The organism is Rubellimicrobium sp. CFH 75288, from assembly GCF_009904055.1.
Taxonomy (GTDB): Bacteria; Pseudomonadota; Alphaproteobacteria; order Rhodobacterales; family Rhodobacteraceae; genus Rubellimicrobium.
Genome location: NZ_WYDP01000001.1, coordinates 36,773 through 62,701 on the forward strand (window position 1 = coordinate 36,773; position 25,929 = coordinate 62,701).

Below are 25,929 nucleotides of genomic sequence, written 5' to 3' on the forward strand. Positions count from 1 at the left end.
ACGCTCTCAGGCCGACCACCAGCCGCGCCGCTTGGGCCGCTCGGGCTGCGGCAGGGGTTCCGGCGCCTCGGCCGGGCCCGTCGCGGCGACTGCGGCGGCGGGCTCGGGCGCTTGAGCCGGCTCCACGCCCGCGGGCGGCTCGCTCGGCTGATCGGCAGGAGGCTGGGCCGGAGCGGGGGGTTCGGACAGATTCTCGGGCGCGGCGCGCCGGCTGCGCGAGCGCTTGGAGGCCGCCGACCCGGTTGCCGGCTCGGTTGCCGGCTCGGTCGGCTCGGCAGCGGCCTTGCGCGCGCGGCTGCGCCGCTTCGGCTTCTCCTCGGCTGCGGGCGCGGCCTCGGCCGGAACGGTGTCGGCGGCCGGAGCCGTCCCGCCCGCGAGGTCCGGGGACTCGGTCGAAGCCGCCTCGGGCGGCGCGGCGGAACGGCGGCGCACACGGGTGCGGCGCGGGGGCGACGCCTCCTCTGCCGCGGGGGCCGCCGGTTCGGCGACGGGTTGGGCCGGTTGCTCCCCCTCCTCCGTCGCGGCGGTCCCGCCTTCGGGCTCGGCGTGCTCGGGCTCGCCCTCGTCGTCGCCCGTCAGGTCTGCCGACCGGCTCTCGCCGGTCTCCTCCGTCCGGTCGCCACCCTTGCGGCGGCGGCGGCGACGGCGCTTGCGCCGGGGCCGGTCGTCTTCGGCCCCCTCGGCCGTGTCGCCCCCCGCGACAGCCTCCTCCGCCTCCTCCTCGGTCTCGGCGGTCTCCTCCTCGACCTCGGGCATCAGGGCGGGCTGGCCGGCCATGACGATCGGCCGCTGCTCCGGGATGGCGCGGGTCGGCGTCTTGGACTTCTCGAGGGAGAAGTCGGGCGAGACCAGGGCGGGATCGGCTTCCAGCCGCACGGCCATGCCATAGCGCCGCTCGATGCCTGCGATGTGCTCGCGCTTCTGGTTGACGAGATAGTTCATGATGCCGACGGGAGCCCGGACCACCACCTCGCGCGAGCGGCCCTTGACCCCCTCCTCGTCGAGCTGGCGCAGGATCAGCAGCGCCACGCTCTCGTCCGAGCGCAGATGGCCCGTGCCGTGGCAATGCGGGCAGGGCTGGGTGATGCTCTCGAGCATGCCGGGGCGCATGCGCTGCCGGCTCATCTCGAGAAGGCCGAAGCCCGAGATTCGGCCGACCTGGATGCGGGCGCGGTCGGTCTTGAGCCGCTCCTTGAGGCGCTTCTCGACGGCGAGGTTGTTCTTGCGCTCGTCCATGTCGATGAAGTCGAGCACGATCAGCCCGGCCAGGTCGCGCAGGCGCAGCTGGCGCGCGATCTCGTCGGCGGCCTCGAGATTGGTCTTGAGCGCGGTCTGCTCGATCGAGCCTTCCTTGGTGGCCCGGCCCGAGTTCACGTCGATGGCGACCAGCGCCTCGGTCACGCCGATGACGATGTAGCCGCCCGAGGGAAGCTGCACCACGGGGTTGAACATGGAGGCGAGAAAGCTCTCGACGCCGTAGCGCGCAAAGAGCGGTAGCGGGTCGGTGTAGTGGACCACGTTGCCCACATGGCCCGGCATGATCATCTTCATGAAGTCGCGGGCGTTGCGGTAACCCTCCTCGCCCTCGACCAGCACCTCCTCGATGTCCTTGGAATAAAGGTCTCGGATGGACCGCTTGATGATGTCGCCCTCCTCGTAGATCTTGGCGGGGGCGATGGATTTCAGCGTGAGTTCGCGGATCTGCTCCCACAGGCGCTGGAGATATTCGTAGTCGCGCTTGATCTCGGCCTTGGTGCGCTGGGCACCGGCGGTGCGGATGATGAGGCCCGCCCCTTCCGGCACCTGAAGTTCGCTGGCGATCTCCTTGAGCTTCTTGCGATCGGCGGCGTTGGTGATCTTGCGCGAGATGCCACCCCCCCGTGCCGTGTTGGGCATCAGCACGCAGTAGCGGCCCGCGAGCGAGAGATAGGTGGTCAGCGCGGCGCCCTTGTTGCCGCGTTCCTCCTTGACGACCTGGACCAGCATGATCTGCCGGACCTTGATGACCTCCTGGATCTTGTAGCGCCGCAGACGGACCGCCTTGCGCGACGGGCGCATGGCCAGCGGATCGTCCTCTTCCGCAACGACCTCGATCGTGTCGTCCTTCTCGACCGTCTCGACGCCGCCCTCCTCGTCGGTCTCGTCCGCGGCGGGGGTCTCCACCGGCGTCTCGCCGACCGTCGCCATGGGCGAGAGGCCCTCGTCGGACCCGTCCTCCGCGGCTTCGGCTGCATCCTCCGCGGTGACGGCCTCGGCCGCGCGCAGGGCTTGACCCCTGCCCCGACGGCGGCGCTGGCCGCTGTCGGACGCCTCGCCGTCGGAACCGTCCTCGTCGTCGTCCGACTGGCTGGCGGCCAGCGCCCGCTCCTCGGCCAGGATGGCCTGCCGGTCGGCTACGGGGATCTGGTAGTAGTCGGGATGGATCTCGCCGAAGGCGAGAAAGCCGTGGCGGTTGCCGCCGTATTCCACGAAACAGGCCTGCAGGGAGGGTTCGACCCTGGTGACCTTGGCCAGATAGATGTTGCCGGCGATCTGGCGCTTGGTCGCGCTCTCGAAGTCGAAATCCTCAACCTTGTTGCCGTCCAGGACGACGACCCGCGTTTCCTCGGGATGCGTCGCGTCGATAAGCATCTTCTTGGGCATGAATCCTTGCACGCACGAACCCGACCGCCGCAGGGCGCGGAGCCGGGTCCGGGGTGTCCATGAAAGGCGAAGGCGCGCCGCCCGGCGACCGGAGCGGAGCCCGGGGGGCCGCTCCAATGTCTGACCGGTCTTGTGCGCGCAGCATCGCGGTTGGTCCTCGACGCTGCGGAAGGCAATCCGCGGCGCCCGTTCGATGATCCCGGCCGGCAGCCGGAACGGCGCCGCAGGGGAAGACAAGAGACCCGTTCGGGGCCGCTCCCAGCCCGCGCTTCCCGCAGGCCGCAGGGACCGTCGAGGCGGAAAGGCGGAAATCCGTCCGAGCGGCACCCGGAGGGCGCCAGCCCGTTGACCCCTTCATAGCCAAGCCCGTCGGGCGAACACAATGGGCGATTTCGCGCCGACCGAATCCGGCTTCGTCAGAGATAGTCCTGCCGGCTCAGATTGTACTTGGCCATCTTCTCGTTCAGCGTCCGCCGGGGCAGGCACAGCTCCTCCATCACCGCCACGATCGAGCCGCGATGCCGGCGCATCGTGTTGTCGATCAGCATCCGCTCGAACGCCTCGACGAATTCCTTGAGCGGCTTGCCCTCGGTCGTGATGGCGGGCTTGCCGTCGTCGCTCTCGGCCATGAGGAGCGACGCGATCGTGCCGGAGCCGCGGCGGTTCTGGAGAACGGCGCGCTCGGCCACGTTGATGAGCTGGCGCACATTGCCCGGCCAGGGGGCCTGCAGAAGCTGGGCCGCCTCCTGCGCGCTGACCTGGGGCGCGTCGCAGCCGTATTCCTCTGCGAACTGCTCGCTGAGGCGCGTGAACAGGGTCAGGATGTCCTCGCCCCGGGTGCGCAGGGGCGGAACGGTGATCTTGAGCGCGGCGAGCCGGTAGAACAGATCGGGCCGCAGCACCGATTCGCAGGTCTTGCCCTGCTCCTGAAGGTTGCAGATGGCGACGATCCGGGTCTCGGCGGGGGTACCCTGCTCGTTGATGGCGGTCAGCAGACGCGCCTGCATCGCAGGCGAGAGCGCCTCGACATCCTCGAGCACCAGCGTGCCGCCGCGGGCCTCCTCCATGGCGGGCAGCGGCTCGTCCTCGGCCGGGGGTCCGAACAGGCGGCGGCCCAGCGCCTCGTCGTCGAAGGCCGAGCAGGCGACGAGGACGAACTTGCGGCTCGCGCGAGAGCCCACGGCGTGCAGCGCATGGGCCACCAGCGTCTTGCCCGTGCCCGTCTCGCCCTCGATCAGCACGTGGCCGTCGGCCTGGCCAAGATCGAGGATATCCTCGCGCAGGCGCTCCATGGCGGGGCTCGAGCCGATCAGCTTGCGCATGATGGCGCCGCCGTCCGACAGCTCGCGGCGCAGCGCGCGTGCATCAAGCGCGAGGCGGCGCGCCTGGGTGGCCTTCTTGGCCAGTTCGGTCATGCGCTCCGGGTTGAACGGCTTCTCGAGGAAGTCGAAGGCGCCGATGCGCATCGCCTCCACCGCCATGGGCACGTCGCCGTGGCCGGTGATGACGATGACCGGCAGGGTCGAATCGAGACTCTTGACCTTGCGCAGGAACTGGATGCCGTCCATGCCGGGCATCCGGACATCCGTAACGACGATGCCGGGATAGTCGGCCGAGACGGAGCGCAGCGCGTCCTCGGCGCTGCCGTAGGTTTCCGTGTCGAAGCCGGAAAGCGCCAGCCACTGGCTGATGGACTGGCGCATGTCCTTTTCGTCGTCCACGATGGCGATCTTCATGGCCTTGGACATGCGGAGTGGTCCTTCCGTTTATTCGGCGGCGGCGGCAGGGGCCTCGAAGGCGGGCAGAACGACCTCGAACACCGCGCCGCCGTCGGCGCCGTTGCGGGCGGTCAGACGGCCGCCCAGGTCGTTGACGATGCCGGACGAGATCGCGAGGCCGAGACCGACCCCCTCGCCCGGCTGCTTGGTCGTGTAGAAGGGCTCGAACAGGGCATCGAGATCCTCGATGCCCGGCCCGTTGTCGCGGACGATCAGGCGCACGGTCTGGCCGCTGGTCAGGATCAGCTCGACCGTGGGATCGGCCACGTCGCGCGTCGCGTCGAGCGCATTGCGCAGAAGGTTGATGACCACCTGCTCGAAGCGCAGGCGATCGCCCAGCACCATCACCGGCCGGTCGGGCACGGTGCGCTCGATGGCCACCTTCCGCTGCTTGAGCTGCGGCTCCATCATGGCGAGCGCCGTCGAGAGAGCCTCGCGGATGTCGAAGGGCTCGAACGCCTCGGCGCCCTTGCGGGCATAGGACTTGAGCTGGCGGGTGATCGCGCCCATCCGGTCGATCAGGTCGTCGATGCGGCCGAAGGAGGACAGCGCCTCCTCGTGGCGCTTGCGCTGGATCAGCAGGCGCGCGCCCGCGAGATAGGTCTTCATGGCAGCGAGCGGCTGGTTCAGCTCGTGGCTGACGGCTGCGGACATCTCGCCCAGCGCGGCCAGCTTGGAGGATTGGGCAAGGGTCTGCTCCGCCACCTCCAGGGTCCGTTCCATCCGCTCGCGCTCCGCGATCTCGCGTTGAAGACGCGCGTTGAGCATCCGCAGTTCCGCCGACTCGCGCAACGACAGGCCGAGCCGCGAGGCCGCCTTGCGCGACGACACCCAGAAGGCCACGGCCAGCAGGATGGCGAAACCCATGACCTGCAGAGCGAGAATGCCGTTCACCCGCTCGCGCACGCTCTGGAAGGTGGTGAAGCCAACGAGCTTCCAGCCCTGGAACGGCACGCGCAATTCCCGCCGCATCACCGCCTCGCCCGAGACGTAGGCGTCGGCCGGCAGGGTGGTCCAGTCCTGCGTCAGCCGCAGCGCCTTCTCGATGGGCGTCGGCGAGGGCGCGGCGGACAGCGCCTCGGCCTCGGTCAGGCCGCGCCAGCGCCGTTCGGTCGCCAGGATGATCCGCCCCTCGCTGTCGGCGACCATGACCGCATCCTGCGTGCCGGCCCAGGAGCGTTCGAGCTTGGCGAGATCCACCTCCACCGCCACGACCCCGAGCGTGCCCCCCGGATCGGCGACCCGGCGCGAATAGAAGAACCCGAAGCCCGCCGTCTCGCGCGGGACGGTCGTGAACACGGTTCCGGCGGCGCGGAGCGCCTGGGTGAAGTAGATCGCATCCGCGTGGTTCTCGCCCAGCCGGGTGCGGTCGGTCGCCGCCACCACCACCCCGTCGCGGTCGTAGAGCATGATGGAGGCCGCGCCGACCTCGTCCACCAGGTCCATGAGACGGATCGTCGAGCGGGAATGGTCTGCCTCCCGCAGCGCCGTCATCAGTTCGGGGTCCCGCGCCAGGAATTGCGGCACGATGGAGTTGCGTTGCAGTTCGGACACGAGGTTGCCGACATAGAGGGTGTAGCGGACCTCGGCCCGGTTGCGGACCGTCTCGGTAAAGCGTTCGGTCAGGTACAGATTGGTGATCCAGATCACCGAGACCGCGAACAGGCCGAACAGCGCGAGCGCGATGCGCGGCCACCAGGAGGCGCCGCCCGGAAGATCGGGGGGCGAATGCTCGATCGCGGTCATGGGGGCGTTCTACGCCCCGCCTGCGCATGGAGCAAGCGAGGGGACGCTCACGCCGCCGTCAGGGCCCCGACAAGGCCGGAGAACAGCGCCGCCCCGTCAGTGCCGCCCTGCGCCGGATCGCAGGCCCGTTCGGGATGCGGCATCATGCCCAGCACACGACGGTCGGCCGACAGGATGCCCGCGATCCCCCGCGCCGAGCCGTTCACGTCCTCCGCATAGCGGAAGGCGACACGACCCTCGGCCTCGAGACGGTCGAGCGTGTCGGGATCGGCCACGAAATTGCCGTCGTGATGGGCGACGGGCAGGCGGATGCGCGCGCCCGGCGCATAATGGGCGGTGAAGGCGCTCTCGGCCTCCACGGTCAGTGGAACCGTGCGGCAGACGAACCGGAGCCCGGCATTGCGCATCAGCGCACCGGGCAGCAGGCCCATCTCGATCAGGATCTGGAACCCGTTGCAGATGCCGAGCACATAGCCTCCCCGCCCGGCGTGCCGACGCACGGCACCGGCGACGGGCGACCGCGCCGCGATGGCCCCGCAGCGCAGATAGTCGCCGAAGGAGAACCCGCCCGGCACCGCCACAAGGTCCGTACCTTCGGGCAGGACCTGATCGCGGTGCCAGACGCGCCGCACCTCGGCGCCCGCGGCGCGCAGGGCCACGTCGAGGTCACGGTCGCAGTTGGACCCCGGAAAGACCACAAGCGCCGCCCTCATCACGCCCTCCGAAAGTCTGGCAGGGCCAGTAAGGGCGCCCGGGCGGCGGCGTCAACCGGCGGGCCCATCTCTGCCCCGATCCGGCCTCATTCCTGCCTTGATGCCGCCGCAGGATCTGCCGGATCGCCACTCCCGCCGGCCGGACGGCCACCCTTCCAGCACCCGAGAGGACGATGACCGCCCTGACCTTTCACGCCCGCGGCGACCGCAGCACGTCGAGCAGCAGCATCAACGCCATCAATACCAATCAGGTGCCGGTGACCACGATGACCTTCGTGCGGAACGGGCCCGGCGGCGATGTCCGGCTGGAGCCGAACGGCGGACAGCCCGATCCCGACACCCTCGTGGTCATCAACAGCCAGAGCTACAGCTTCGTCGTGAACTTCTCCGGCCAGCTCGCGTCGGTGAACAAGCTGAGCAACGTGAACGGCGTCGATCTGCGCGGCAAGCCGGTCGCCATCGTGACCGTGGCCGGACAGCGCTACGTCTTCCTGACGGACGGCAGCGGGACGCCGGCCGTGATGAGCGCCTTTCCGTCCGGCACGATCGCCGTCGTCAATCCGAACTCGACCGATCCGATCCTGATCTGTTTCGTGTCCGGCACCCTCATCGCCACGCCCTCGGGCGAACGGCCGGTCGAGGCGATCCGGCCCGGCGACCTCGTCCTGACCGCCGACGGGGCGGCGCAGCCGGTCGTCTGGATCGGGCGCCGGACCCTGTCGGCTGCGGATCTCCTCCTGAATCCCCGGCTCAGGCCGGTGATCGTGCCCGCGGGCCTCTTCGGGCCCGGCCTGCCCCGGCGCGATCTGGGCCTCTCCCCCCAGCACCGGATCGTCATCAGGGGGGGTGCGGTCGATCTTCTGGCGGGATGCGGCGGCCGTGCCCTGGCGCCCGCCATCCACTTCGTGGGGCATGGCGCCCGGCGCGCCCCGGTGACGGGACCCGTGACCTACCACCACCTCCTGTTCGAGCGGCACGAGATCGTCCTGTCGGAGGGTCTGCCCACCGAGAGCCTGCAACCCGGCGCGCTGACGCTCGCAGGCTTCGAGGATGCGCGGACCGAACTGCTGGCGCTGTTTCCCGAACTGGCGCACCTGTCTCGCGGCCGCCTTCGCCGTGACGCGCTGCCGTCGCTGCGCGCCCACGAGGTCGCGGCGCTGATGCGGCATCTGCCCGCCTGAGCCCTCTTCAGGGCAGGTCGATGCGGTAGCTCTCGATGACCGTGTTGGCCAGCAGCCGCTCGCACATCTCGCGCACGCGCAGCTCCGCCTCCTCGCGGTCGGCGAGGGCGAGGTCGAGCTCGATGACCTTTCCCTGCCGCACCTCCCGCACCTCCTCGAAGCCCAGCGAGGCCAACGCGCGCTGGACAGCCTGACCCTGGGGATCGAGGACGCCCGGGCGCAGCATGATCGTGACGACGACCTTCATCGGCATCCCCCTCAGTTGATGAGGGTCGGCTTGGGCCGGTGGGTCACGTTGGAGGGCAGCACGCCCAGGCGGCGCGCGACCTCCGTGTAGGCTTCGGTCAGGCTGCCGAGATCCTTGCGGAAGACGTCCTTGTCCAGCTTGCGGCCGGTCTCGATGTCCCACAGGCGGCACGAATCGGGGCTGATCTCGTCCGCGACGACCAGCGTCGGATACTCGCCGTCCCAGATCCGCCCCACCTCGATCTTGAAGTCCACCAGCTTGATGCCGACGCCGTGGAACACCCCGGACAGGAAGTCGTTCACGCGCAGGGCCAGCGCCACGATGTCGTCGAGATCCTGCTGGCTCGCCCAGCCGAAGGCGAGAATGTATTCCTCCGGCACCAGCGGATCGCCGAGGCGGTCGTCCTTGTAGCAGAACTCCACGATGGGCCGCGGAAGCTGCGCCCCCTCGTCGAGGCCGAGGCGCTGCGCCATGGAGCCCGCGGCGAAGTTGCGCACGATCACCTCGAGGGGAATCATCTCGACCTGCCGGATCAGCTGTTCGCGCATGTTCAGGCGGCGGATGAAATGGGTGGGCACCCCGATCTGGTTAAGGCCCTGCATGAAGAATTCGCTCAGGCGGTTGTTGAGGACGCCCTTGCCCTCGAACACCTCCTTCTTCTGACCGTTGCCGGCCGTGGCCTCGTCCTTGAAGTATTGCACAAGGGTGCCGGGCTCCGGACCTTCGTAGAGGATCTTCGCCTTGCCTTCGTAGAACTTCTTGCGACGCGCCATGGGGGCTCCTGGGTGTGCGCGGCCACCGCGCGCGCGCGCCGTGCAACGGGATTGGCGGCCTCTTACGGCAAGGGACCCTTGCGGGCAAGCCGGGCCGTCGGCATATCCCCAAGGCAACCCGTCGGACCGTCCCGGCGCCCGGAACGAAAGGACCCGCCCATGCCCAACCCGTTCGAGGAGCGCGAGCACGCCTTCGAGGCCAAGTTCGCCCACGATGCCGAGATGCAGTTCAAGGCCGAAGCCCGGCGCAACCGGCTGCTGGGGCTCTGGGCCGCGGGTCTGCTCGGCAAGTCGGGCGAGGAGGCCGAACTCTACGCGCGCGAGGTCATCAAGGCCGACTTCGAGGAGGCCGGCGAGGAGGACGTCTTCCGCAAGGTCAAGGGCGATCTCGGGGACCGGGCGGACGAGGCCACCATCCGCAGCAAGATGCGCGAGCTTCTGGCCGAGGCCAAGTCCCAGATCATGACCGAAGCGGAGCGCTGAGAGGCCGCCGTCCGGCCCGGCATCCGACCTGTTTGCGTCCGGCCGCACTCCGTGCCAAGGGCGGAGTGCGCCCCCTTCTCCGCGGCCGCAGCGAGGCCCCTCATGACCGACATCCTTTCCCGCCTTCTGGGCACCCGCGACTGGCTTCTGGCCGATGGCGCCACGGGAACCAACCTGTTCAACATGGGTCTCGCGGCCGGCGAAGCGCCCGAATTGTGGAACGAGGAGCACCCCGACCGCATCAGGTCGCTCTATCGCGGCGCCGTGGAGGCCGGCAGCGACCTGTTCCTGACCAACAGCTTCGGCGCCAATGCGTCGCGGCTGCGGCTGCACGGGGCGGAAGGGCGCGTGCGCACGCTCAACCGGATCGCCGCCGAGATCGGACGCGAGGTCGCCGATGCCGCTGGTCGGCCCGTCGTGGTGGCCGGATCGGTCGGGCCCACGGGCGAGATCATGGCCCCCATGGGAAGCCTGACCCGCGAGGCGGCGGTCGAGATCTTCCACGAGCAGGCAGAGGGTCTGAAGGAGGGGGGCGCCGACGTCCTGTGGCTCGAGACGATCAGCGCGGCCGAGGAATTCGGCGCGGCGGCCGAAGCCTTCGAGCGGGCGGGGATGCCCTGGTGCGGCACCATGAGCTTCGACACGGCCGGCCGCACGATGATGGGGCTGACGGCCGTGGACATGGTCAAGATGGTCGCCCGCCTGCCCCACCAGCCCCTGGCCTTCGGCGCCAATTGCGGCGTGGGTGCCTCGGATCTCCTGCGCACCATCCTCGGCTTTGCCGCGGCCGGCCCGGAACAACCCCTGATCGCCAAGGGCAATGCCGGCATTCCGCGCTATCACGACGGCCACATCCATTATGACGGCACGCCCGAGCTGATGGCGGATTATGCGGTCCTGGCACGGGATGCGGGGGCCACCATCATCGGCGGCTGCTGCGGCACGACCCCGGACCATCTGCGCCGGATGCGCGAGGCCCTGGAAACACATCCGCGGGGCGAGCGGCCGACGCTCGAGGTCATCGCCGAGCGGCTGGGGCCCTTTTCCTCCGCCTCGGATGGAAGCGGCGGAAGCACGGACGCGGACCGCCGCGCGGGACGGCGGCGGCGGGGCTGAAGGACCGCCAAGGCTCCGGGATGGCCGGTTCGACGTCCGGACGATCCGCTCTTGCAGTCGGCAACGGCGGAGCGGGTCGCGGAGGACAGGTTGCCCGCCGGGGCCGCGGAGAGGTGGAGGCGGCCGCCCGTCGGGGCGAAGTCCCGCTCGGAGGTGGCGCAAGATCCTGCTCGGGTCGCGCATCCCGCCATCGAGCGGCAGCCTGCGGCACGCGTTCGGGTCGGTGCGTGGATGCGGCGCCCGACCGGATGCGGCCGGTCCGTGCGGAGTGTCAGAACAGGGACAGCTGACCGGGCTCGGGCGCGGGAACGGCGAACAGGTCGCTTCGCAGCGGCGGCAACCGCCGTTCGAGGCCCAGGCGGCGGCAGATCAGGTCGAACCGCGCCGCGATCAGCCGCGCCCACTCTCCCTGACCCGCCATCCGCGTTCCCCAGGCCGGATCGTAATCCCGTCCGCCATGCAGATCGCGCACCCGTCGCATGATCCGCGCCGCGCGATGGGGAAATCGCTCGGCCAGCCAGTCGCGGAACAGCGGCGCCACCTCGCCCGGCAGCCGCAGGGGAATGGTTGTCGCCGCCTTCGCTCCTGCCTCGGAGGCGGCCGACAGGACGGATTCGAGCTCGTGATCCGTCAGCCCAGGCACAAGCGGCGCGACCTGCACCCGGACGGGGATGCCCGCCTCTGCCAGCCGCCGCAGCGCGAGCAGCCGGCGCGCGGGGCTCGGCGCGCGGGGCTCCATCGCGCGGCTGATCGCAGGATCGAGCGTGGTGACCGACAGTCCCACATGGAGGAGCCCCCGCTCGGCCAGCGGAGCGAGAAGGTCGATGTCGCGCTCGATCAGGACCCCCTTGGTGGTGATCGTGGCCGGATGGCCGAAACGGGCAAGCACCTCCAGCACGGGACGCATGAGCCGGCGGTCGCGTTCGGCCGGCTGGTAGGGATCGGTTGCCGTGCCGATGGCCAGGGGGGCGGGAACATAGCTGCGGGACCGGAACTCGCGCGCCAGCGCCTCCGCGAGCCCGCGCTTGGCGACGAGCCGTGTCTCGAAGTCGAGACCCGGGGAGAGGCCCAGAAAGGCATGGGTGGGCCGCGCGAAGCAGTAGATGCAGCCGTGCTCGCACCCCCGATAGGGATTGAGCGAGCGGTCGAACGGGATGTCCGGCGAGCTGTTGCGTGCCATGGCGCGGCGGGGCCGCTCGGTCGCGATCTCGGTCCGCAGGGGAGGAAGCGGGTCGCTCTCCCAGCCGTCGTCCACCGCGACCCGCCGGTAGGGTTCGAACCGGCCGTCGGGGTTCGACCGGGCGGCGCGGCCGGGACGGCGGGAGGGCGGAAGCGACTCGGCCTCGGACATGCGGCAAGGGTTAGAACAAAAAGTGAACTTGGCAAGAGACGCCGCAATCCGCTTGCCCTTCCGTCGCCTGCCATGCAGGGGGTGTCGGATTTCGCCGCGACCGCGACTCCCGGGGGTCGCAAGGAGGCGGCAGGACGCCTGCGAGGACAGCCATGGCCGACGACGAGATCATCCTGAGCGAACTGGACGACGAGGAGCTGGTCGCGCAGATGCACGACGACCTCTACGACGGTCTCAAGGACGAGATCGAGGAGGGCGTGCGCATCCTGCTCGAGCGGGGCTGGGCGCCCTATGACGTGCTGACCGAGGCGCTGGTCGCGGGCATGACGATCGTCGGCCAGGACTTCCGCGACGGCATCCTGTTCGTGCCCGAGGTGCTGCTGGCCGCCAACGCGATGAAGGCCGGCATGGCGATCCTGAAGCCGCTGCTGGCCGAGACGGGCGCCCCGCGCGTGGGCAAGATGGTGATCGGCACCGTCAAGGGCGACATCCACGACATCGGCAAGAACCTGGTCTCGATGATGATGGAGGGTGCGGGATTCGAGGTCGTGGACCTCGGGATCAACAACCCGGTCGAGAAGTACATCGAGGCGCTCGAGACCGAGAAGCCCGACATCCTGGGCATGTCGGCCCTGCTGACCACGACCATGCCCTACATGAAGGTCGTCATCGACACGATGAAGGAAAAGGGCATCCGCGACGACTTCATCGTGCTGGTGGGCGGCGCGCCGCTCAACGAGGAGTTCGGCCGCGCGATCGGGGCGGACGCCTATTGCCGCGACGCGGCCGTGGCGGTGGAGACGGCCAAGGCGCTGGTGGCGCGGCGCCACAACCAGGGAGCGGCGGCGCGCTGAGCGGGGAGCCGGACGACGACAGGCTGACCGAGGCGGGCCTGCCGCCCGAGGGGACGGGGCGGGTCCTGATCCTGGCCTGCGGGGCGCTGGCGCGCGAGGTGCTGGCGCTGCGCGACATGCACGGCTGGCGGCATCTCGACATCCAGTGCCTGCCCGCGATCCTGCACAACCACCCCGAGCGGATCGTCCCGGCCGTGGAGGCCGCCGCGGAGGCGGCGCGCGGGCGCTACGAGCGGATCTTTGTCGCCTATGCCGATTGCGGCACGGGGGGGCTGCTGGAGGCGGCCTGCCGGCGGCTGGGCGTCGAGATGATCGCGGGGCCGCATTGCTACAGCTTCTTCGAGGGCAACGCGACCTTTGCGGCGCGCGGCGAGATGACGGCCTTCTACCTGACCGACTTCCTCGTGCGGCAGTTCGATGCCTTTGTGTGGCGCCCCCTGGGGCTCGACCGGCATCCCGAGCTGCGGGACGCCTATTTCGGCCATTACGAGACCCTCGTCCATCTGGCGCAGACGGAGGACCCGGAGCTGACCGAGCGGGCGCGGGCCTGCGCGGAGCGGCTGGGCCTGCGGTTCGAGCGCCGCTTCACGGGCTATGGCGACCTGGCGGAGGCGCTGGCACGCGCGGCGAGAGTCTGAGGTGACGCCGCGGCCGCGGTGACGGGCCGGGGCTCTCCCCGAGGGGGTGGGCCGCCGCGACGGGACGGGGCCGGAGGCGATCTGCCGCCGGTGGGGCGGGCCGCAAGGTGATCCCCGCCATGCAGGCGGAACGACAGGTGATCCCCGGCGCAAGGGGCCGGATCGGAAGGTGATCCCCGGCAGGTCGGTCCGGGTCCGGGCGCGATTCGCGTCCCCTGCCCCCTCTCTGCCACAGGGACGTTAAGATCGGGTTAACGCGCCTCAGGCCGCCTCGCGCGCGGCCTCGCGCAGGCGGGCGACCATGGCGCGCAGGCCGTTGGAGCGCTGCGCCGACAGGTGCCCGTCGAGGCCGAGGCGGCGCAGCGCCCCCTCGGCGTCCACCGCCGGCACCTCCCGCACGGGGAGCCCCGCATAGAGGGCGTGGAGGATCGCGATGAGGCCGCGGACGATCTGGGCGTCGCTGTCGCCCTGGAAGTCGAAGCGGCCGTCGCGCACCTCCGGGTGAATCCAGACCTGGCTGGCGCAGCCCGTCACCTTGGTCGCAGGGACCTTGAGCGCCTCGGGCATGGGCGGCATGGCGCGGCCGAGCGCGATCACCTCGCGGTAGCGGTCCTCCCAGTCGGGGAGGAACTCGAAGGTCTCGGCGATGGCCTCGAAGGCGGGGGTGGCCATGGGAGCGCGTCTCCGGCGGGAACGGGGTGGAGGTAGGCGCGGACGCGGCGCGCGTAAAGGCGTCAGACGCGCCGGCCCCAGAGGTCGTAGTCGTCGGCCTCCTCCACCACGACGGGCAGGATGTCGCCGGGGCGCAGCCCCTCGTGCCCCTCGTCGATGTAGAGGTGGCCGTCGATCTCGGGCGCGTCGCCCTGGGTGCGGCAGGTCGCCGCCTCCTCGTCCACCGTGTCGACGATGACCGGCAAGGTCCTGCCCACCTTGGCAGAAAGCCGGGCCGCGCTGATCGCCTGCGCCTTCTGCATGAAGCGCTCCCAGCGCTCCTGCTTGACCTCGGGGGGGACGTGATCGGGCAGCGCGTTGGAGCGGGCGCCCTTCACGTCCTCGTACTGGAAGCAGCCCACGCGATCGAGCTGCGCCTCCTCGAGCCAGTCGAGAAGGGTCTGGAACTCCTCCTCGGTCTCGCCGGGAAAGCCGACGATGAAGGTGGAGCGCAAGGTGAGGTCGGGGCAGACCGCGCGCCAGGCCGCGATCTCGTCGAGCGTGCGGGCGGCGGCGGCGGGGCGCGCCATGCGGCGCAGCGTGTCGGGATGGGCGTGCTGGAAGGGGATGTCGAGATAGGGGAGCACCAGCCCCTCGGCCATGAGCGGGATCAGGTCGCGCACATGGGGATAGGGATAGACGTAGTGGAGCCGCACCCAGGCCCCCAGCGAGCCGAGATCGCGCGCGAGGTCGGTGATGTGGGCACGGTGGCCGCGCGCCTCCTCGTGCCGCAGGTCGAGGCCGTAGGCGGAGGTGTCCTGGCTGATGACCAGCAGCTCGCGCACGCCGGCGGCGACGAGGCGCTCGGCTTCCCGCAGCACGGCATGGGCGGGGCGCGAGACGAGGCGGCCGCGCAGGTCGGGGATGATGCAGAACCGGCACTTGTGGTTGCAACCCTCTGAAATCTTGAGGTAGCTGTAGTGCCGGGGGGTGAGCGACACGGCCTGCGGGGGCAGCAGGTCGATGAAGGGGTCGGGCCGCGGAGGGACGGCTGCGTGGACGGCGTCCAGCACCTGTTCGTACTGGTGCGGACCCGTGACGGCGAGGACCCTGGGATGCGCGCCGGTGATGTAGTCGGGCTCGGCCCCGAGGCAGCCGGTGACGATCACGCGGCCGTTCTGCGCGAGTGCCTCGCCGATCGCCTCGAGGCTCTCGGCGCGGGCGCTATCGAGAAAGCCGCAGGTGTTGACGATCACGGCGTCGGCGCCGGCATAGTCGGGACTGATCGCGTAGCCCTCGGCCCTGAGGCGGGTCAGGATGCGCTCGCTGTCCACCAGAGCCTTGGGGCAGCCGAGCGAGACCATGCCCACCCGCGGCTGACCCGGACGCGGCGCCTCCGCCAGCCGGGGGGCCGGAGCGCGGTCGGGGCGCAGGTCGGGGGGGTTGAGGCTCATGGCGAGATCCGGGCGTGCGGGAGGCGCTGTCCTAGCGGAAGCCGGGCGCCGGCGGAAGGGGGACGCTGCGTCGCCCGCCGCGCCCGCAGGCAACCGGATGAGGCCGCGCGGCGTTGGGCCGCGACACCATCACACGGAGGCCGCGACCATGAAGCCCATCCTTGCCTGGCTGATCGGGATTCCCATTCCGATCATCATCATCCTCTGGCTGCTCGGGGTGTTCTGACCCCTCCCTAGCGGCGCCGGTCGCGCCGGGCGCTCATCGGCTGGAAGGCGACGCCCACATGCGCCTCGCAATAGGGCTTGCCCGGCTGCGCGGGCAGGCCGCAGAACCAGAAGTTCGGCGTGGCCGGATCGCCCACGGGCCATTTGCAGGTCTTTTCCGTCAGCTCCATCAGCGACAGGCGGCGGGCGACCTTTTCCACCTCCTGGACCTTGGCGATCGCCTCGGGGCTGATCTCGTTGGGCGCCGGCTGGGGCGGCAGCGGCTGACCGGCCGGAACGATCGGGCGGCGGAAGGGGGCGGGCGGCTCCTGCGCCTCGGGTTCGGGCTCCTGGGGTTCGGCCGGCAGGTCGGGCTCGTCCGGGGCCTCCGGCATCGCCTCGGGGGCGGCCGCACTCTCCTCCGCCGGCTCCTCGGGCTGCTCGGCGGGGCCGCCCCGGTTCGACAGGCCCAGCCGGTGGACCTTGCCGATGACCGCGTTGCGGGTGACGCCGCCCAGTTCCTTGGCGATCTGGCTGGCCGAGGCGCCTTCGCTCCACATGCGCTTGAGCGTCTCCACCCGTTCGTCGGTCCAGGACATCGCGGCCTCCTTGGCGTGACGCTCCGAGATACGGGAGCGAAGGGGGGAGTTCAAGCGCGGCCGCCCCGTCCGGCCTTGCGGTGGCGCGGCAGCCGGGGCAAGGCTGCGGGCACGGACTCCAAGGACCATGCCGACCCTGCCCAGCGCCACGCGGCGTCCCTCGATCGACCTGATGCGCTTTGTCGCGGCCTTTGGCATCGTCTGGGCACACATGCAGGCGCCGGGGATGGCGGAGGGCTATGTCGCCCTGGCGCTGTTCCTGATCCTCACCGCCTTTCTGTCGCTGCGCTCGCTGCTGCGCGGGGGCGAGCGGCGGTTCTGGCTGGGGCGCCTCGTGCGGTTCGCCCTGCCGTGGCTGGTCTGGTCGGGCGCCTTTCTGGGGCTGGGGGTGATTCGGTTCGGGCCGGAGGAGGCGCTCTCGCTCGGCGATCCGTGGCGGCTGCTGATCGGGCCCGAGATCCACCTGTGGTTCCTGCCCTTCGTGCTGGTGGCCTCGCCGCTCGTGCCGGCGGCGGCGCGGCTGCTGCGCTCGGCGGGGGCGGTCTGGATCGCGGCGGCGGCGCTGATCCCGGCCGGGCTGGGGGCGCTGTGGCTCCACGACCGCGGCGGCCTGCCGGAGCCGCTGGCCCAGTGGGCCTTTGCGCTCGTGCCCAGTCTCTACGGGCTGCTGTCGGCGTCGGGACAGCGTCATGGTGCGGTGGGGGGGCCTCTCCTGTTCGCAACGGGGGCCTGCCTGGGCGCCTCGCTGCTCTGGGGCTCGCTCGCCGCGCCGTTCATCCTCGGGGCCTGCCTGCTGTTCGAGGCGGTCTGGCGGCTGCCCCTGGGATCGGCCTGGGCGATGCCCCTGGGCCAGCTCGCCTTCGGCATCTACCTGACGCATCCGGCGGTCATGCTGGTCTGGTATCGGACCGTGCCCGACGGCCCGGCCGCGGCGGGCGCGCTGGCGGTGTTTGCCCTCTCGGCCGCGGCGGCCTGGCTCATCCGGCGCCTGCCGGGCGGCCGCCTGATCGCCTAGGCCCGGCGGTAGAGCCGCAGGACGACGGGCGCCAGCCCCAGCGTGAGCGCCGCCGGCGCCGCAAGGGCGAGCGCCACCTCGCCCGTCGTGGCGGAGCCGCCGAAGAGCCCGCGCAGGGCCGTGGTCATGTGCGAGACGGGGTTGAGCTCGACGACGGTGCGCAGCCAGGCGGGCATGGTCGCGGGGTCCACCATGATGTTGGAGGCGAACACGACCGGAAAGAGGACGGTGAAGCCGAAGGTCATCACCGTGGTGGGCGTGCGCACCAGAAGGCCCAGCACGAGGAACACCCATCCCACGCCGAACCCCACCGCCAGCAGCAGCAGCACGGCGCCCAGCGTCCCCCAGATCCCCCCTTCGGGCCGGAAGCCCAGACCCAGCCCGATGCCAAGGATGATCGCCCCCGCGATCAGGTGACGCAGCACGTCGCCCACGATCAGACCGGCAAAGGGCGCGAGCGACCAGACCGGCAGGGACCGGAAGCGGTCGAACAGACCCTTCTGGAGATCCGTGCACAGGCCCACGCCGGAATAGACCGCGTTGAAGATCACCGTCTGGATCAGGATTCCGGGCAGGAAGAACTGGAGATACTCGCGCGGGGAACCCGCCAGCGCACCGCCGAACACGAAGGTGAAGAGCAGCGTGAACATGATGGGCGTCATCACGAGGTCGAAGAGCTGCTCGGGGACATGCTTGAACTTGAGGACGGCCCGCCAGGCGAAGGTGAGCGCGTTGGCGAGCGCCGAAGGACGCGGCGGGCGCGGCACGGCCGTCACCGCCGCCAGAGACGGCGCCATCTCCTCGGCCTGCGGCACCGAGGCCGGGGGGGCGGGCCGGGCGGGCGGTTCGAGCGCGATCTCCGTCATGGGCGGGTCTCCGGTCGCGGACCGCCGGTCAGGGCGAAGAACACCTCCTCCAGCGTGGGCTGACCCATCCGGAAGTCGGCGAGGCCAACCCCTTCGCGCCCGAGGGCGGCCAGGATCTCCTGCGCCTCGGCCGCGTCGCGGACCGGGACGGACAGCTCGCCGCCTTCGGGCGAGCGGTGCACCAGGCGGCCCGACAGGCGCCCCAAAGCCCCGGCCGCGATGTCGGAGGGCCCGAGCGGCGTGATGTGGAGCGCCCCCGAACCCGTCTGCGCCTTGAGCTGGCGGCTGGTCCCCTCGGCGATCTTGCGGCCGTGGTCGATCACCGCGATGCGGGAGGCGAGCTGGTCGGCCTCCTCCAGATACTGGGTGGTCAGCAGGATCGTCACGCCGGAGGCCGCCAGACCGCGGATCAGCGCCCAGACGCCGGTGCGGGCCGTCGGGTCGAGCCCCGTCGTCGGCTCGTCCAGAAAGAGGATGCCGGGCGTGACGACCAGCGAGGCCGCGATGTCGAGTCGCCGGCGCATGCCGCCCGAATAGGCCTTGACCTGCCGGTGGCCCGCCTCGGCCAGATCGAAAGCCGCCAGCAGGGCCGCCGCACGCTCCCGCGCCGCGGCGCGGCCGAAGCCCCAGAGACGCGCGAGCATGACGAGGTTCTCGCGCCCCGTCAGATCCTCGTCCAGCGAGGCGAACTGGCCCGTCAGGCTGATCGCGCCGCGCACCGCGTCGGGCTCCGCCAGCAGGTCATGGCCCATGACCGTCGCCTCTCCCCCGTCGGGGCGCAGCAGCGTGGCCAGCATGCGCAGGAGCGTCGTCTTGCCCGCGCCGTTGGGGCCCAGGATGGCGAAGATCGTGCCGCGCGGCACGTCGAGGTCGATGCCGTCCACGGCCGTGAAGGTCCCGAACCGCTTGACGAGGCCGCGCGCCCGGATGGCGAGGGCCGAGGACGTGTCGAACGGCATGCCGGACTCCCCCATGGCGGGCCGGAACAAAACGCGCACAACGGCGCGGGAAAGTCAATCGGCCGGTGCTCAGCGGCCCCGCAGGCGTGTCGTCGCGGTGACGATGGCAAAGAGGAGCGCGGCGGCGGTCACGGTGGAGGGGCCCACCCCCGCATCGGCGAGGATCGCCAGCCCCAGCCCGCCGACGGCCGACAGCGCGCCGATCCCGGCAGCAATGCCGGCCATGCCCTCGGGCGTGCGGGCGAGCCCTCGCGCCGATGCGGCCGGGATCACGAGCAGCGCCGTCACGAGCAGCGCCCCCACGACCTGGATGCCCACCGCCACCAGCGCCGCGAGCAGCAGCGACAGCAGGAGGGTCGCGCGGCGCGGGTCCATGCCGGCCGCCCGCGCCAGATCGGGCGACAGGGTGGCGGTCAGCAGCATCCCCCAGTGCCGCCACAGGACCAGCCCGACAACGGCCGTGCCGGCCCAGATCAGCCCCAGGTCGCGCCAGGTGACGGTGAGCACGTCGCCGAAGAGCCAGGATTCGAGGTTGACGCGCGGTCCGGGCAGGACGGCGGCGGCAAAGAGCCCCACCCCCAGGGCCCCGTGCGCGAGCACCCCGAGGATCGTGTCCGTTCCGAGCCCCCGCTCCGCCAGCACCGTGATGAGGACGGCCATCAGCCCTGCGACGACGAGGATGCCGAGCGGCGGCAGCACCCCGCCCGCGAGCGAGAGCGCCACCCCCAGGATCGCGGCATGGGCCGTGGCGTCGCCAAAATAGGCCATGCGCCGCCAGACGACGAAGCAGCCCAAGAGCGCCGCCGCCAGCGCCACGCCGAGCCCCGCGAGGCCCGCGCGCCACAGGAAGGCGTCGAGGATCATTCGGCCCCCGCGACCGGGTGATGGTGGGCGACGTGATCCTCGTGGTCGTGCTCGTGCCGGTAGAGGGCGAGCGCCCCGGCCGTGCCGGTCCCGAACAGTTCGCGCCAGGCCGGGGCGGCCGAGACGACGGCGGGCGTGCCCTCGCAGCAGACATGGCCGTTGAGGCAGACGACGCGGTCGGACGCGCTCATGACCACGTGAAGGTCGTGGCTGACGAGCAGGACGGCGCAGCCCAGCCGGTCGCGGATCGCGGCCAGCCGGCGGTAGAAGCCGGAGGTCCCGGCCTGGTCGAGGCCCTGCGTCGGCTCGTCGAGAAGGAGGAGATCGGGCCGCCCGAGGATCGCGCGGGCGAGCAGCACGCGCTGGAACTGCCCGCCCGAGAGCGCCGCCATCTGGAGCCCGCCGAGGCCGGGGGCGCCCGCCTCCTCCAGCGCCGCCGCGGCCTCCGCCTCGGGGACGCGCTGGGGCAGGTCGAGAAAGCGGCGCGCGGTGATGGGCAGGGTCGCGTCGATGTGCAGCTTCTGGGGCACATAGCCCAGGCGCAGGCCCGCGGCGCGCAGGATGCGCCCCGAACTGGGCCGCTCGGCCCCGATCAGGCAGCGCAGGAGGCTCGACTTGCCCGATCCGTTGGGACCGACCACGGTGACGATCTCGCCCCGCTCGATGCGCAGGGAAACGCCATGGAGGACGCGGCGGGCGCCGTAGCGCAGGTCGATCCCCTCGGCCGCGATCAGGGTCACGGCGCCTCCCCTGCCCCGTCGCGGCAGGCGGCGCAGAGGCCCTGTGCCTCGACCACGCGGCGCTCGACGGCAAAGCCGTCCGGGCGGGGGGGCGGCGCGCCGGCGGGCTCCTCGGCGACGCGGCGGCACAGGCGGCAGACGACAAAGGCAGCCTCGTGCGGACCGGCGCCGGGGCGGGCGCAGGCGACAAAGGCCTGGAGCCCCTCGACCCGGTGGGCGAGCCCGCGCTCGACGAGGAAGTGGAGCGCGCGATAGGCGACGGGCGGCTGGGAGCCGAACCCCTCGGCCGCAAGGCGCGCCAGCACGTCGTAGGCCCCGAGCGCGACGTGCGATTCGAGCAGGATCTCGAGCGTGCGGCGGCGGAGCGGGGTGAGGCGCTCGCCGCGCTCGGCGCAGACGGCCTCGGCCGCGGCGAGGGCATCGCGGCGGCAGGCGGCATGGTCGTGGCGGTCGAAGGCGAGGCTCATCAGGGGGGCGGTGGTAGCACCGGGGGGGCCGGTCTGGCAAGCGGAAAGGCGTTACAGGGTAACGGACGCACTTGTTATATCGTAACGGTCACGCTAGGCGTGGTGCGGATCGCAGACATCGCAGAAGGAGAATCCCCATGCGTCTTTCGGCATCCGCCGCCCTTGCCGCCCTGCTCGCCGCGCCCGCCCTGGCCGAGACGCCGCGCGTCCTGGCGGACACCGCTCCGGTGCACAGCCTCGTGTCGCTCGTCATGGAGGGGGTGGGCGAGCCCGGGCTGATCGTGCCGCCGGGCACCTCGCCCCACGACATGGCGCTGCGCCCGTCCGAGGCGCGCGCGCTGGGACAGGCGGACGTGATCGTGTGGACCGGGCCGGCGATGCTGCCCTGGATGGAGGGGGCGCTCTCCTCGCTCGCCCCCGACGCGCGTGTGGTGGAACTGCTGGCGACCGAGGGGTGGGAGCCCCTGATCCTGGGCGAGCACGCGCATCACGGTCACGACCACGGCGCAGAACACGGCCATGACCATGACCATGACCATGACCATAATCACGGGCATGACCACGACCACGATCATGACCACGCGCACGACCACGATCATGCGCATGACCATGGCCACGCCCACGGCCGGCCCGGCGACGTCGATCCGCATGCCTGGCTCGATCCGGCGGTCGCCTCGGCCTGGCTCGGCACCATCGCGGAGGTGCTGGCCGAGGAGGACCCCGCCCATGCCGAGACCTACCGCGCCAACGCCGCCGCCGCGCAGGAGCGCATGGCCGCGCTGGGCGAGGATCTGCGCGAACGCCTCGGACCTCTGTCGGGGACGGGCTTCGCCGCGGGCCACGACGCCTATCGCTACTTCGAGCGCGCCGCAGGTCTGGCCACGGGGGGGGCGCTCGCCGATGCCTCGGGCGCCGCGCCGAGCCCGCGGACGGTGGACGAGCTGCGTCAGGGGGTGCGGTCGGGCGACATCGTCTGCCTGATCCTGGACGCCGAGACCGATCCCGCCTGGGCCGCCACGCTGGGCGAGGGGGCCGACCTGCGCACGGCCCAAGTGGACCCGGACGGCGTGAGCCTCGAGCCGGGGCCCGCGCTCTACGAGACGATGATGGAGCAGATGGCGGCCGCCTTCGAGGAATGCCTCGGCGGCTGAGGCGAAAGGGGGCCGCCGGGAATGGCCCGGCGGCCCTGCCCCGTCAGGAGGCGGGCAGCAGCACGGCGTCGATGACGTGGATCACGCCGTTCGACTGGTCCACGTCCGCGATGGTCACGTTGGCGGTATTGCCGTTCTCGTCGGTGAGCTGGAGCCCGTCGCCCACGATCCGGGCGGTGATGACGCAGCCGCCCAGCGTCGTGATCTGGGCCACCAGATCCTCCGACCCGATCTGCTCGATCAGCGGGCCCGAGAAGAGTTCGGCCCCCACGACATGGCAGGTCAGGATCTGCGTGAGCTGGTCGCGGTTCTCCTCCATCAGGAGGGTGTCGAGCGTGCCGGCGGGCAGCGCGGCGAAGGCGTCGTTGGTCGGCGCGAAGACGGTGAACGGCCCCGGACCCTGCAGCGTCTCCACCAGCCCCGCCGCCTGGACGGCAGCCACCAGCGTGGTGTGATCGGCCGAGTTGACCGCATTCTGGACGATGTTGTTCGTGGGCAGCATCGGCGCGCCGCCCACCATCGGGTTTTCGCCGTCCATCTGGGCCAGAGCGGCCCCGGCGGTCAGCGCGAGGGCGGAGGCGGCAAGAAGCGTCTTCATCGGTTCTCTCCCGTATGGGTCTGATCCTGACCGGGTTTCGGCCCGGCCAACGCCCAGACTCACGAAAACCGGACCCTCCCGGTTTCGTCGCGGTCCGATCACGGTTCCGTGATGGGCGAGGACCGGCCTCCTCAGAAGTCGGTCGGCGCGCCGCCTTCCGCCTTGCGGCGCGCCACGAAATCCGCCAGCGCCTCGCGGCAGGCGGGGTCCATCGGCGGCTCCTCCCAGGCGGCGAGGATCTCCTTGTAGAGGCGGTGCGCGCGCTCGGCCGTCCAGACGGCGCCCGCCGCCTCCCACGCCTCCCAGTTGCGCCAGTCGCTGACGAAGGGCGCATAGAACGCCGTCTCATAGCGGGCCTGGGTGTGGGCGGTGCCGAAATAGTGCCCCGACGATCCGACCTCTCGGATCGCGTCCAGCGCGATCGCGTCGGGCGAGGTGTCCCAGATCGCGGGCTCCATGTAGCGCTGGATCATCTGGAGGATCTCGCAATCCATGACGAACTTCTCGGGGCTGGCCACGAGCCCTCCCTCGAGCCAGCCGGCCGCATGATAGACCATGTGCGTGCCCGACTGGACCGCCGACCAGAGCGAGTTGGATGTCTCCCACATGGCCTGCCCGTCGGGGACGTTGGCCGCGCAGACGCCCGAGGCGCGCAGCGGCAGGCCGTAGAAGCGCGCCATCTGCCCGGTCATCTGGGTGGCGCGCATGTATTCGGGCGTCCCGAAGGCGGGCGCGCCCGAGCGCATGTCCACGTTGGAGGTGAAGGTGCCGAGCACGCAGGCGCAGCCCGGCGCGACCCACTGGAAGAGGGCGATGGCCGACAGCGCCTCGGCCACCGACAGCGCGACGGCGCCGGCCATCGTCACCGGGGCCATGGCGCCCGCCAGCGTGAAGGGCGTGACCACCACCGCCTGGCCGCGCCGGATCAGCCGCAGGCAGCCGTCGATCATGGGCGCGTCGTGCTTGAGCGGAGAGGTGGAGTTGATGTTGGTGTACATCCGCGGGCCGGCGGCGAACTCCTCCTCGGACAGCCCGGCGGCGAGGCGGACCATCTCCATCGCGTCCTCGACCCGCTCGGCACCCAGCGAATAGGCATGGCAGACCTTGTCGGTCAGCGTGAGCTTGTCGAACAGCGCGTCGAGATGGCGGACCGAGGGGTGCACGTCCACCGGCTCGACCGGGTAGCCCCCGGCGAAGTGGATGCAGTTGAAGTGCTGCGTCAGGCGGAACAGGTTGGCGCAGTGCGCGCGCGTGCCCGGCACCTTGCGGCCGATCTCGAGGTCCCAGTAGTTCGGGGGCGAGGACACGTTGCCGAACAGGAGCGACTGCCCGCCGACCGGCAGGGCGCGGCCGGGATTGCGCGGCGTGATGGTGAAGCGGGACGGCGCGCGGCGGACCATCTCCTCGACCCAGTCGCGGCCCATGCGGACGTTCGTCCCCTCGACCCGGCAGCCGGCCCGGCGGAACAGGTCCAGCGCCTCGTCGTGGAGGAACTCGATCCCGATCTCCTCGAGGATGCGCATGGCGCCGTCGTGGATGGCGGCGATGCCCTCCTCGTCGAGCGGCTCGGTCGGGCGGTCGCGGTTGAGGGGGATGCGCCAGGGCATCTGCTCGTGCACGGCGCTGCCGCGGCGGGCGGAATGTCCGGCGCGGCCCCCGCTGCGGCGGCGGGCGCGCGGCGCCTCGGTGCTGGCGATCTCCTCGGCCATGGGGCCCTCCCCTCCTGTCGCGGCGATCCTACCGGCGCAAGCGCGGGGCGGGCAGGCGGGCTGCGACCTTTCGGGTCGCTCCCGGACCATCAGCGATCAGATGCGCCCGCGAAGCCAGTCGGGCAGATCGGCGATCGAGGCCAGCACCGCCGCCGCCGCCGGCGCGAGGACGTCCCGTGGGATGGGCCCGGTCAGCACGGCCACCCCCGTCATCCCGGCCGCCTGCGCCGCGTGCAGGTCGTGCAGGCTGTCGCCCACCATGACGCATTCGCCGGGATGGAGCCCGGCCGCCTCGGCAAAGGCGAGAAGCTGGCCGGGCCCGGGCTTGGCGCCCCAGCCGCTGTCGAAGCCCGCGACGAAGGCGAAGCGGTCGGCGACGCCCGCCTCCTCCAGATGGACCCGCGCCGGTCCCTCGCTGTCGTTGGTGGCCACCCCGAGTGCGAGGCCCATGCCCTCCAGCCGCTCCATGAGCTCGGCCAGCGGCGCGGCCTCGACCTGCGGCGCCTCGGCCGCACGCGCATCCATGCGGGCGATCAGGGCCTCCAGATCCTCGTCCGGCAGGACCGGCAGGAGATGCTCGGCCACGGTCCGGGTGGTGGCGGCGATGGCGACGCTGTCGGGACGGAAGCGCCCGGTGGCGAGGTCGTAGCCCAGCAGATCGGCCAGACGGTCCCGCAGGCCGGGATCGCCGCGCGATTCCTCCTCGATCAGCCGGCGGCTCCAGGCGCCCCAGGTCGCCTGGAAGTCGAACAGCGTGCCGTCCTTGTCGAACACGATTCCCCGGATGCGCGTCATTCCGCCTGCCTTCCGCCCGATTGCGGGCCATCGGTTAACGTCTGCTCACGGCCATTCGTCCCGGCGGCCGCCCGGCAGCGCCACCAGCGCCTTCATCGGCTCCTCGTAGCGCAACCCCTCGGCATCGCAGAAGGCGATCACCCAGCGATCCTCGTTCAACAGGAACTCGAGAACGGATGCAAGGAAAACAGGGTCTTGCAGGCGGGCCGAGGCCTCGGACAGCGGCATGCCGGTGGCCGCGGCGAAGCGGGAGGCCATCTCCTCCTGCCCGGCCATCCAGGCGAGGGCACGCAGGGCGAGGGTCTCGGCGGCATCGCGGTTCATGCGTCATGCT

27 protein-coding genes are annotated in these 25,929 nt (G+C 71.3%); 8 read left to right on the forward strand and 19 right to left on the reverse strand.

From position 1 onward, the window contains the following. Nucleotides 1–6: 6 nt before the first annotated feature. From GT358_RS00195 to purQ, 4 genes are all read right to left on the reverse strand, one after another. Complete coding sequence (locus tag GT358_RS00195) at nt 7–2,643, reverse strand: ribonuclease E/G (RefSeq protein WP_166580562.1); 2,637 nt, start codon at nt 2,641–2,643, stop codon at nt 7–9. Nucleotides 2,644–3,059: 416 nt separating this feature from the next. Beyond that, nucleotides 3,060–4,391 (reverse strand): sigma-54 dependent transcriptional regulator, encoded by a 1,332-nt coding sequence (locus tag GT358_RS00200; RefSeq protein ID WP_166580563.1) that lies wholly within the window; start codon nt 4,389–4,391, stop codon nt 3,060–3,062. A gap of 18 nt (nt 4,392–4,409) precedes the next feature. Then, on the reverse strand, nt 4,410–6,167 hold the full coding sequence (locus tag GT358_RS00205; RefSeq protein ID WP_166580564.1) for an ATP-binding protein: 1,758 nt from the start codon (nt 6,165–6,167) through the stop codon (nt 4,410–4,412). Between the two features lie 47 nt (nt 6,168–6,214). Continuing rightward, nucleotides 6,215–6,880, reverse strand: coding sequence for a phosphoribosylformylglycinamidine synthase subunit PurQ (purQ, locus tag GT358_RS00210; RefSeq protein WP_166580565.1), 666 nt, complete (start codon nt 6,878–6,880; stop codon nt 6,215–6,217). Nucleotides 6,881–7,053: 173 nt separating this feature from the next. Between purQ and GT358_RS00215 the strand changes: the two genes are divergently transcribed. Then, on the forward strand, nt 7,054–8,061 hold the full coding sequence (locus GT358_RS00215; RefSeq protein WP_166580566.1) for a Hint domain-containing protein: 1,008 nt from the start codon (nt 7,054–7,056) through the stop codon (nt 8,059–8,061). Nucleotides 8,062–8,068: 7 nt separating this feature from the next. Here GT358_RS00215 and purS read toward each other — a convergent pair whose 3' ends face one another. Both purS and purC read right to left on the reverse strand, forming a co-directional pair. Continuing rightward, nucleotides 8,069–8,308, reverse strand: coding sequence for a phosphoribosylformylglycinamidine synthase subunit PurS (gene purS, locus GT358_RS00220; RefSeq protein WP_166580567.1), 240 nt, complete (start codon nt 8,306–8,308; stop codon nt 8,069–8,071). A gap of 11 nt (nt 8,309–8,319) precedes the next feature. Continuing rightward, on the reverse strand, nt 8,320–9,081 hold the full coding sequence (gene purC / locus GT358_RS00225; RefSeq protein WP_166580568.1) for a phosphoribosylaminoimidazolesuccinocarboxamide synthase: 762 nt from the start codon (nt 9,079–9,081) through the stop codon (nt 8,320–8,322). A gap of 159 nt (nt 9,082–9,240) precedes the next feature. On the opposite strand from purC, the gene GT358_RS00230 reads away from it, so the two are divergent. Continuing rightward, nucleotides 9,241–9,564, forward strand: coding sequence for a DUF1476 domain-containing protein (locus tag GT358_RS00230; RefSeq protein WP_166580569.1), 324 nt, complete (start codon nt 9,241–9,243; stop codon nt 9,562–9,564). Nucleotides 9,565–9,666: 102 nt separating this feature from the next. Continuing rightward, nucleotides 9,667–10,680 carry a betaine--homocysteine S-methyltransferase gene (gene bmt / locus GT358_RS00235; protein ID WP_166580570.1) on the forward strand — a complete coding sequence of 338 codons (1,014 nt, stop codon included), beginning with the start codon at nt 9,667–9,669 and terminating at the stop codon, nt 10,678–10,680. Nucleotides 10,681–10,951: 271 nt separating this feature from the next. On the opposite strand, the gene GT358_RS00240 is transcribed toward bmt, so the two are convergent. Next, nucleotides 10,952–12,031, reverse strand: coding sequence for a PA0069 family radical SAM protein (locus GT358_RS00240; RefSeq protein WP_166580571.1), 1,080 nt, complete (start codon nt 12,029–12,031; stop codon nt 10,952–10,954). Nucleotides 12,032–12,183: 152 nt separating this feature from the next. Between GT358_RS00240 and GT358_RS00245 the strand changes: the two genes are divergently transcribed. Then, nucleotides 12,184–12,885 (forward strand): B12-binding domain-containing protein, encoded by a 702-nt coding sequence (locus tag GT358_RS00245; RefSeq protein WP_166580572.1) that lies wholly within the window; start codon nt 12,184–12,186, stop codon nt 12,883–12,885. Further along, nucleotides 12,882–13,523, forward strand: coding sequence for a DUF1638 domain-containing protein (locus GT358_RS00250; protein ID WP_166581041.1), 642 nt, complete (start codon nt 12,882–12,884; stop codon nt 13,521–13,523). The genes GT358_RS00245 and GT358_RS00250 overlap by 4 nt, the downstream gene beginning before the upstream one ends. Nucleotides 13,524–13,784: 261 nt before the next feature. Here GT358_RS00250 and GT358_RS00255 read toward each other — a convergent pair whose 3' ends face one another. Then, nucleotides 13,785–14,195 carry a SufE family protein gene (locus GT358_RS00255; RefSeq protein WP_166580573.1) on the reverse strand — a complete coding sequence of 137 codons (411 nt, stop codon included), beginning with the start codon at nt 14,193–14,195 and terminating at the stop codon, nt 13,785–13,787. A gap of 62 nt (nt 14,196–14,257) precedes the next feature. Then, nucleotides 14,258–15,628: a 30S ribosomal protein S12 methylthiotransferase RimO gene (gene rimO / locus GT358_RS00260; RefSeq protein WP_166580574.1), complete on the reverse strand. Its 1,371-nt coding sequence runs from the start codon at nt 15,626–15,628 to the stop codon at nt 14,258–14,260. Between the two features lie 97 nt (nt 15,629–15,725). Here rimO and GT358_RS16810 point away from each other — a divergent pair, with 97 nt between their 5' ends. After that, nucleotides 15,726–15,854 carry a hypothetical protein gene (locus tag GT358_RS16810; protein WP_256371788.1) on the forward strand — a complete coding sequence of 43 codons (129 nt, stop codon included), beginning with the start codon at nt 15,726–15,728 and terminating at the stop codon, nt 15,852–15,854. Between the two features lie 7 nt (nt 15,855–15,861). On the opposite strand, the gene GT358_RS00265 is transcribed toward GT358_RS16810, so the two are convergent. Next, nucleotides 15,862–16,431: a GcrA family cell cycle regulator gene (locus GT358_RS00265; protein ID WP_166580575.1), complete on the reverse strand. Its 570-nt coding sequence runs from the start codon at nt 16,429–16,431 to the stop codon at nt 15,862–15,864. A gap of 127 nt (nt 16,432–16,558) precedes the next feature. On the opposite strand from GT358_RS00265, the gene GT358_RS00270 reads away from it, so the two are divergent. Then, nucleotides 16,559–17,446: an acyltransferase family protein gene (locus GT358_RS00270; protein WP_166580576.1), complete on the forward strand. Its 888-nt coding sequence runs from the start codon at nt 16,559–16,561 to the stop codon at nt 17,444–17,446. Here GT358_RS00270 and GT358_RS00275 read toward each other — a convergent pair. The 5 genes from GT358_RS00275 to GT358_RS00295 all read right to left on the reverse strand — a co-directional run bounded on the left by GT358_RS00275 (nt 17,443) and on the right by GT358_RS00295 (nt 21,342). Beyond that, nucleotides 17,443–18,243: an ABC transporter permease gene (locus GT358_RS00275; protein ID WP_166581042.1), complete on the reverse strand. Its 801-nt coding sequence runs from the start codon at nt 18,241–18,243 to the stop codon at nt 17,443–17,445. The genes GT358_RS00270 and GT358_RS00275 overlap by 4 nt on opposite strands. A gap of 65 nt (nt 18,244–18,308) precedes the next feature. After that, nucleotides 18,309–19,271 carry an ATP-binding cassette domain-containing protein gene (locus GT358_RS00280; protein WP_166580577.1) on the reverse strand — a complete coding sequence of 321 codons (963 nt, stop codon included), beginning with the start codon at nt 19,269–19,271 and terminating at the stop codon, nt 18,309–18,311. Nucleotides 19,272–19,340: 69 nt separating this feature from the next. Beyond that, nucleotides 19,341–20,132 carry a metal ABC transporter permease gene (locus GT358_RS00285; protein ID WP_371416201.1) on the reverse strand — a complete coding sequence of 264 codons (792 nt, stop codon included), beginning with the start codon at nt 20,130–20,132 and terminating at the stop codon, nt 19,341–19,343. Further along, complete coding sequence (locus tag GT358_RS00290; RefSeq protein ID WP_166580579.1) at nt 20,132–20,875, reverse strand: metal ABC transporter ATP-binding protein; 744 nt, start codon at nt 20,873–20,875, stop codon at nt 20,132–20,134. The genes GT358_RS00285 and GT358_RS00290 overlap by 1 nt, the downstream gene beginning before the upstream one ends. Continuing rightward, the gene (locus GT358_RS00295) at nt 20,872–21,342 is read right to left on the reverse strand and encodes a Fur family transcriptional regulator (protein WP_208103249.1); all 471 of its coding nucleotides are present in this window, start codon (nt 21,340–21,342) and stop codon (nt 20,872–20,874) included. Before GT358_RS00295 ends, GT358_RS00290 begins: the two co-directional genes overlap by 4 nt. A 137-nt stretch (nt 21,343–21,479) precedes the next feature. Between GT358_RS00295 and GT358_RS00300 the strand changes: the two genes are divergently transcribed. Continuing rightward, nucleotides 21,480–22,493 (forward strand): zinc ABC transporter substrate-binding protein, encoded by a 1,014-nt coding sequence (locus tag GT358_RS00300; protein WP_166580580.1) that lies wholly within the window; start codon nt 21,480–21,482, stop codon nt 22,491–22,493. A gap of 43 nt (nt 22,494–22,536) precedes the next feature. Here the strand turns inward: GT358_RS00300 and GT358_RS00305 are convergent, their stop codons facing one another. The 4 genes from GT358_RS00305 to GT358_RS00320 all read right to left on the reverse strand — a co-directional run bounded on the left by GT358_RS00305 (nt 22,537) and on the right by GT358_RS00320 (nt 25,919). Further along, complete coding sequence (locus tag GT358_RS00305) at nt 22,537–23,091, reverse strand: fasciclin domain-containing protein (RefSeq protein WP_166580581.1); 555 nt, start codon at nt 23,089–23,091, stop codon at nt 22,537–22,539. Between the two features lie 131 nt (nt 23,092–23,222). Continuing rightward, nucleotides 23,223–24,800 (reverse strand): trimethylamine methyltransferase family protein, encoded by a 1,578-nt coding sequence (locus GT358_RS00310; RefSeq protein ID WP_166580582.1) that lies wholly within the window; start codon nt 24,798–24,800, stop codon nt 23,223–23,225. Between the two features lie 96 nt (nt 24,801–24,896). Then, nucleotides 24,897–25,595: an HAD family hydrolase gene (locus GT358_RS00315; protein WP_166580583.1), complete on the reverse strand. Its 699-nt coding sequence runs from the start codon at nt 25,593–25,595 to the stop codon at nt 24,897–24,899. A gap of 45 nt (nt 25,596–25,640) precedes the next feature. Further along, a complete protein-coding gene (locus tag GT358_RS00320) occupies nt 25,641–25,919 on the reverse strand; it encodes a DUF3572 domain-containing protein (RefSeq protein ID WP_166580584.1) in 279 nt (92 codons plus the stop codon). Nucleotides 25,920–25,929 lie beyond the last annotated feature (10 nt).

Bases quoted from the DNA above. Each gene is read 5' to 3' on its own strand.
- purQ (WP_166580565.1), bottom strand. From the start codon at position 6,880: ATGAGGGCGGCGCTTGTGGTCTTTCCGGGGTCCAACTGCGACCGTGAC.
- GT358_RS00245 (WP_166580572.1), top strand. From the start codon at position 12,184: ATGGCCGACGACGAGATCATCCTGAGCGAACTGGACGACGAGGAGCTG.
- GT358_RS00255 (WP_166580573.1), bottom strand. From the start codon at position 14,195: ATGGCCACCCCCGCCTTCGAGGCCATCGCCGAGACCTTCGAGTTCCTC.
- GT358_RS00295 (WP_208103249.1), bottom strand. From the start codon at position 21,342: ATGAGCCTCGCCTTCGACCGCCACGACCATGCCGCCTGCCGCCGCGAT.
- GT358_RS00200 (WP_166580563.1), bottom strand. From the start codon at position 4,391: ATGTCCAAGGCCATGAAGATCGCCATCGTGGACGACGAAAAGGACATG.
- GT358_RS00310 (WP_166580582.1), bottom strand. From the start codon at position 24,800: ATGGCCGAGGAGATCGCCAGCACCGAGGCGCCGCGCGCCCGCCGCCGC.
- bmt (WP_166580570.1), top strand. From the start codon at position 9,667: ATGACCGACATCCTTTCCCGCCTTCTGGGCACCCGCGACTGGCTTCTG.
- rimO (WP_166580574.1), bottom strand. From the start codon at position 15,628: ATGAGCCTCAACCCCCCCGACCTGCGCCCCGACCGCGCTCCGGCCCCC.
- GT358_RS00265 (WP_166580575.1), bottom strand. From the start codon at position 16,431: ATGTCCTGGACCGACGAACGGGTGGAGACGCTCAAGCGCATGTGGAGC.
- GT358_RS00320 (WP_166580584.1), bottom strand. From the start codon at position 25,919: ATGAACCGCGATGCCGCCGAGACCCTCGCCCTGCGTGCCCTCGCCTGG.
- GT358_RS00240 (WP_166580571.1), bottom strand. From the start codon at position 12,031: ATGTCCGAGGCCGAGTCGCTTCCGCCCTCCCGCCGTCCCGGCCGCGCC.
- GT358_RS00280 (WP_166580577.1), bottom strand. From the start codon at position 19,271: ATGCCGTTCGACACGTCCTCGGCCCTCGCCATCCGGGCGCGCGGCCTC.
- GT358_RS00230 (WP_166580569.1), top strand. From the start codon at position 9,241: ATGCCCAACCCGTTCGAGGAGCGCGAGCACGCCTTCGAGGCCAAGTTC.
- GT358_RS00215 (WP_166580566.1), top strand. From the start codon at position 7,054: ATGACCGCCCTGACCTTTCACGCCCGCGGCGACCGCAGCACGTCGAGC.
- purC (WP_166580568.1), bottom strand. From the start codon at position 9,081: ATGGCGCGTCGCAAGAAGTTCTACGAAGGCAAGGCGAAGATCCTCTAC.
- purS (WP_166580567.1), bottom strand. From the start codon at position 8,308: ATGAAGGTCGTCGTCACGATCATGCTGCGCCCGGGCGTCCTCGATCCC.
- GT358_RS16810 (WP_256371788.1), top strand. From the start codon at position 15,726: ATGAGGCCGCGCGGCGTTGGGCCGCGACACCATCACACGGAGGCCGCG.
- GT358_RS00315 (WP_166580583.1), bottom strand. From the start codon at position 25,595: ATGACGCGCATCCGGGGAATCGTGTTCGACAAGGACGGCACGCTGTTC.
- GT358_RS00300 (WP_166580580.1), top strand. From the start codon at position 21,480: ATGCGTCTTTCGGCATCCGCCGCCCTTGCCGCCCTGCTCGCCGCGCCC.
- GT358_RS00205 (WP_166580564.1), bottom strand. From the start codon at position 6,167: ATGACCGCGATCGAGCATTCGCCCCCCGATCTTCCGGGCGGCGCCTCC.
- GT358_RS00275 (WP_166581042.1), bottom strand. From the start codon at position 18,243: ATGGCGCCGTCTCTGGCGGCGGTGACGGCCGTGCCGCGCCCGCCGCGT.
- GT358_RS00270 (WP_166580576.1), top strand. From the start codon at position 16,559: ATGCCGACCCTGCCCAGCGCCACGCGGCGTCCCTCGATCGACCTGATG.
- GT358_RS00305 (WP_166580581.1), bottom strand. From the start codon at position 23,091: ATGAAGACGCTTCTTGCCGCCTCCGCCCTCGCGCTGACCGCCGGGGCC.
- GT358_RS00195 (WP_166580562.1), bottom strand. From the start codon at position 2,643: ATGCCCAAGAAGATGCTTATCGACGCGACGCATCCCGAGGAAACGCGG.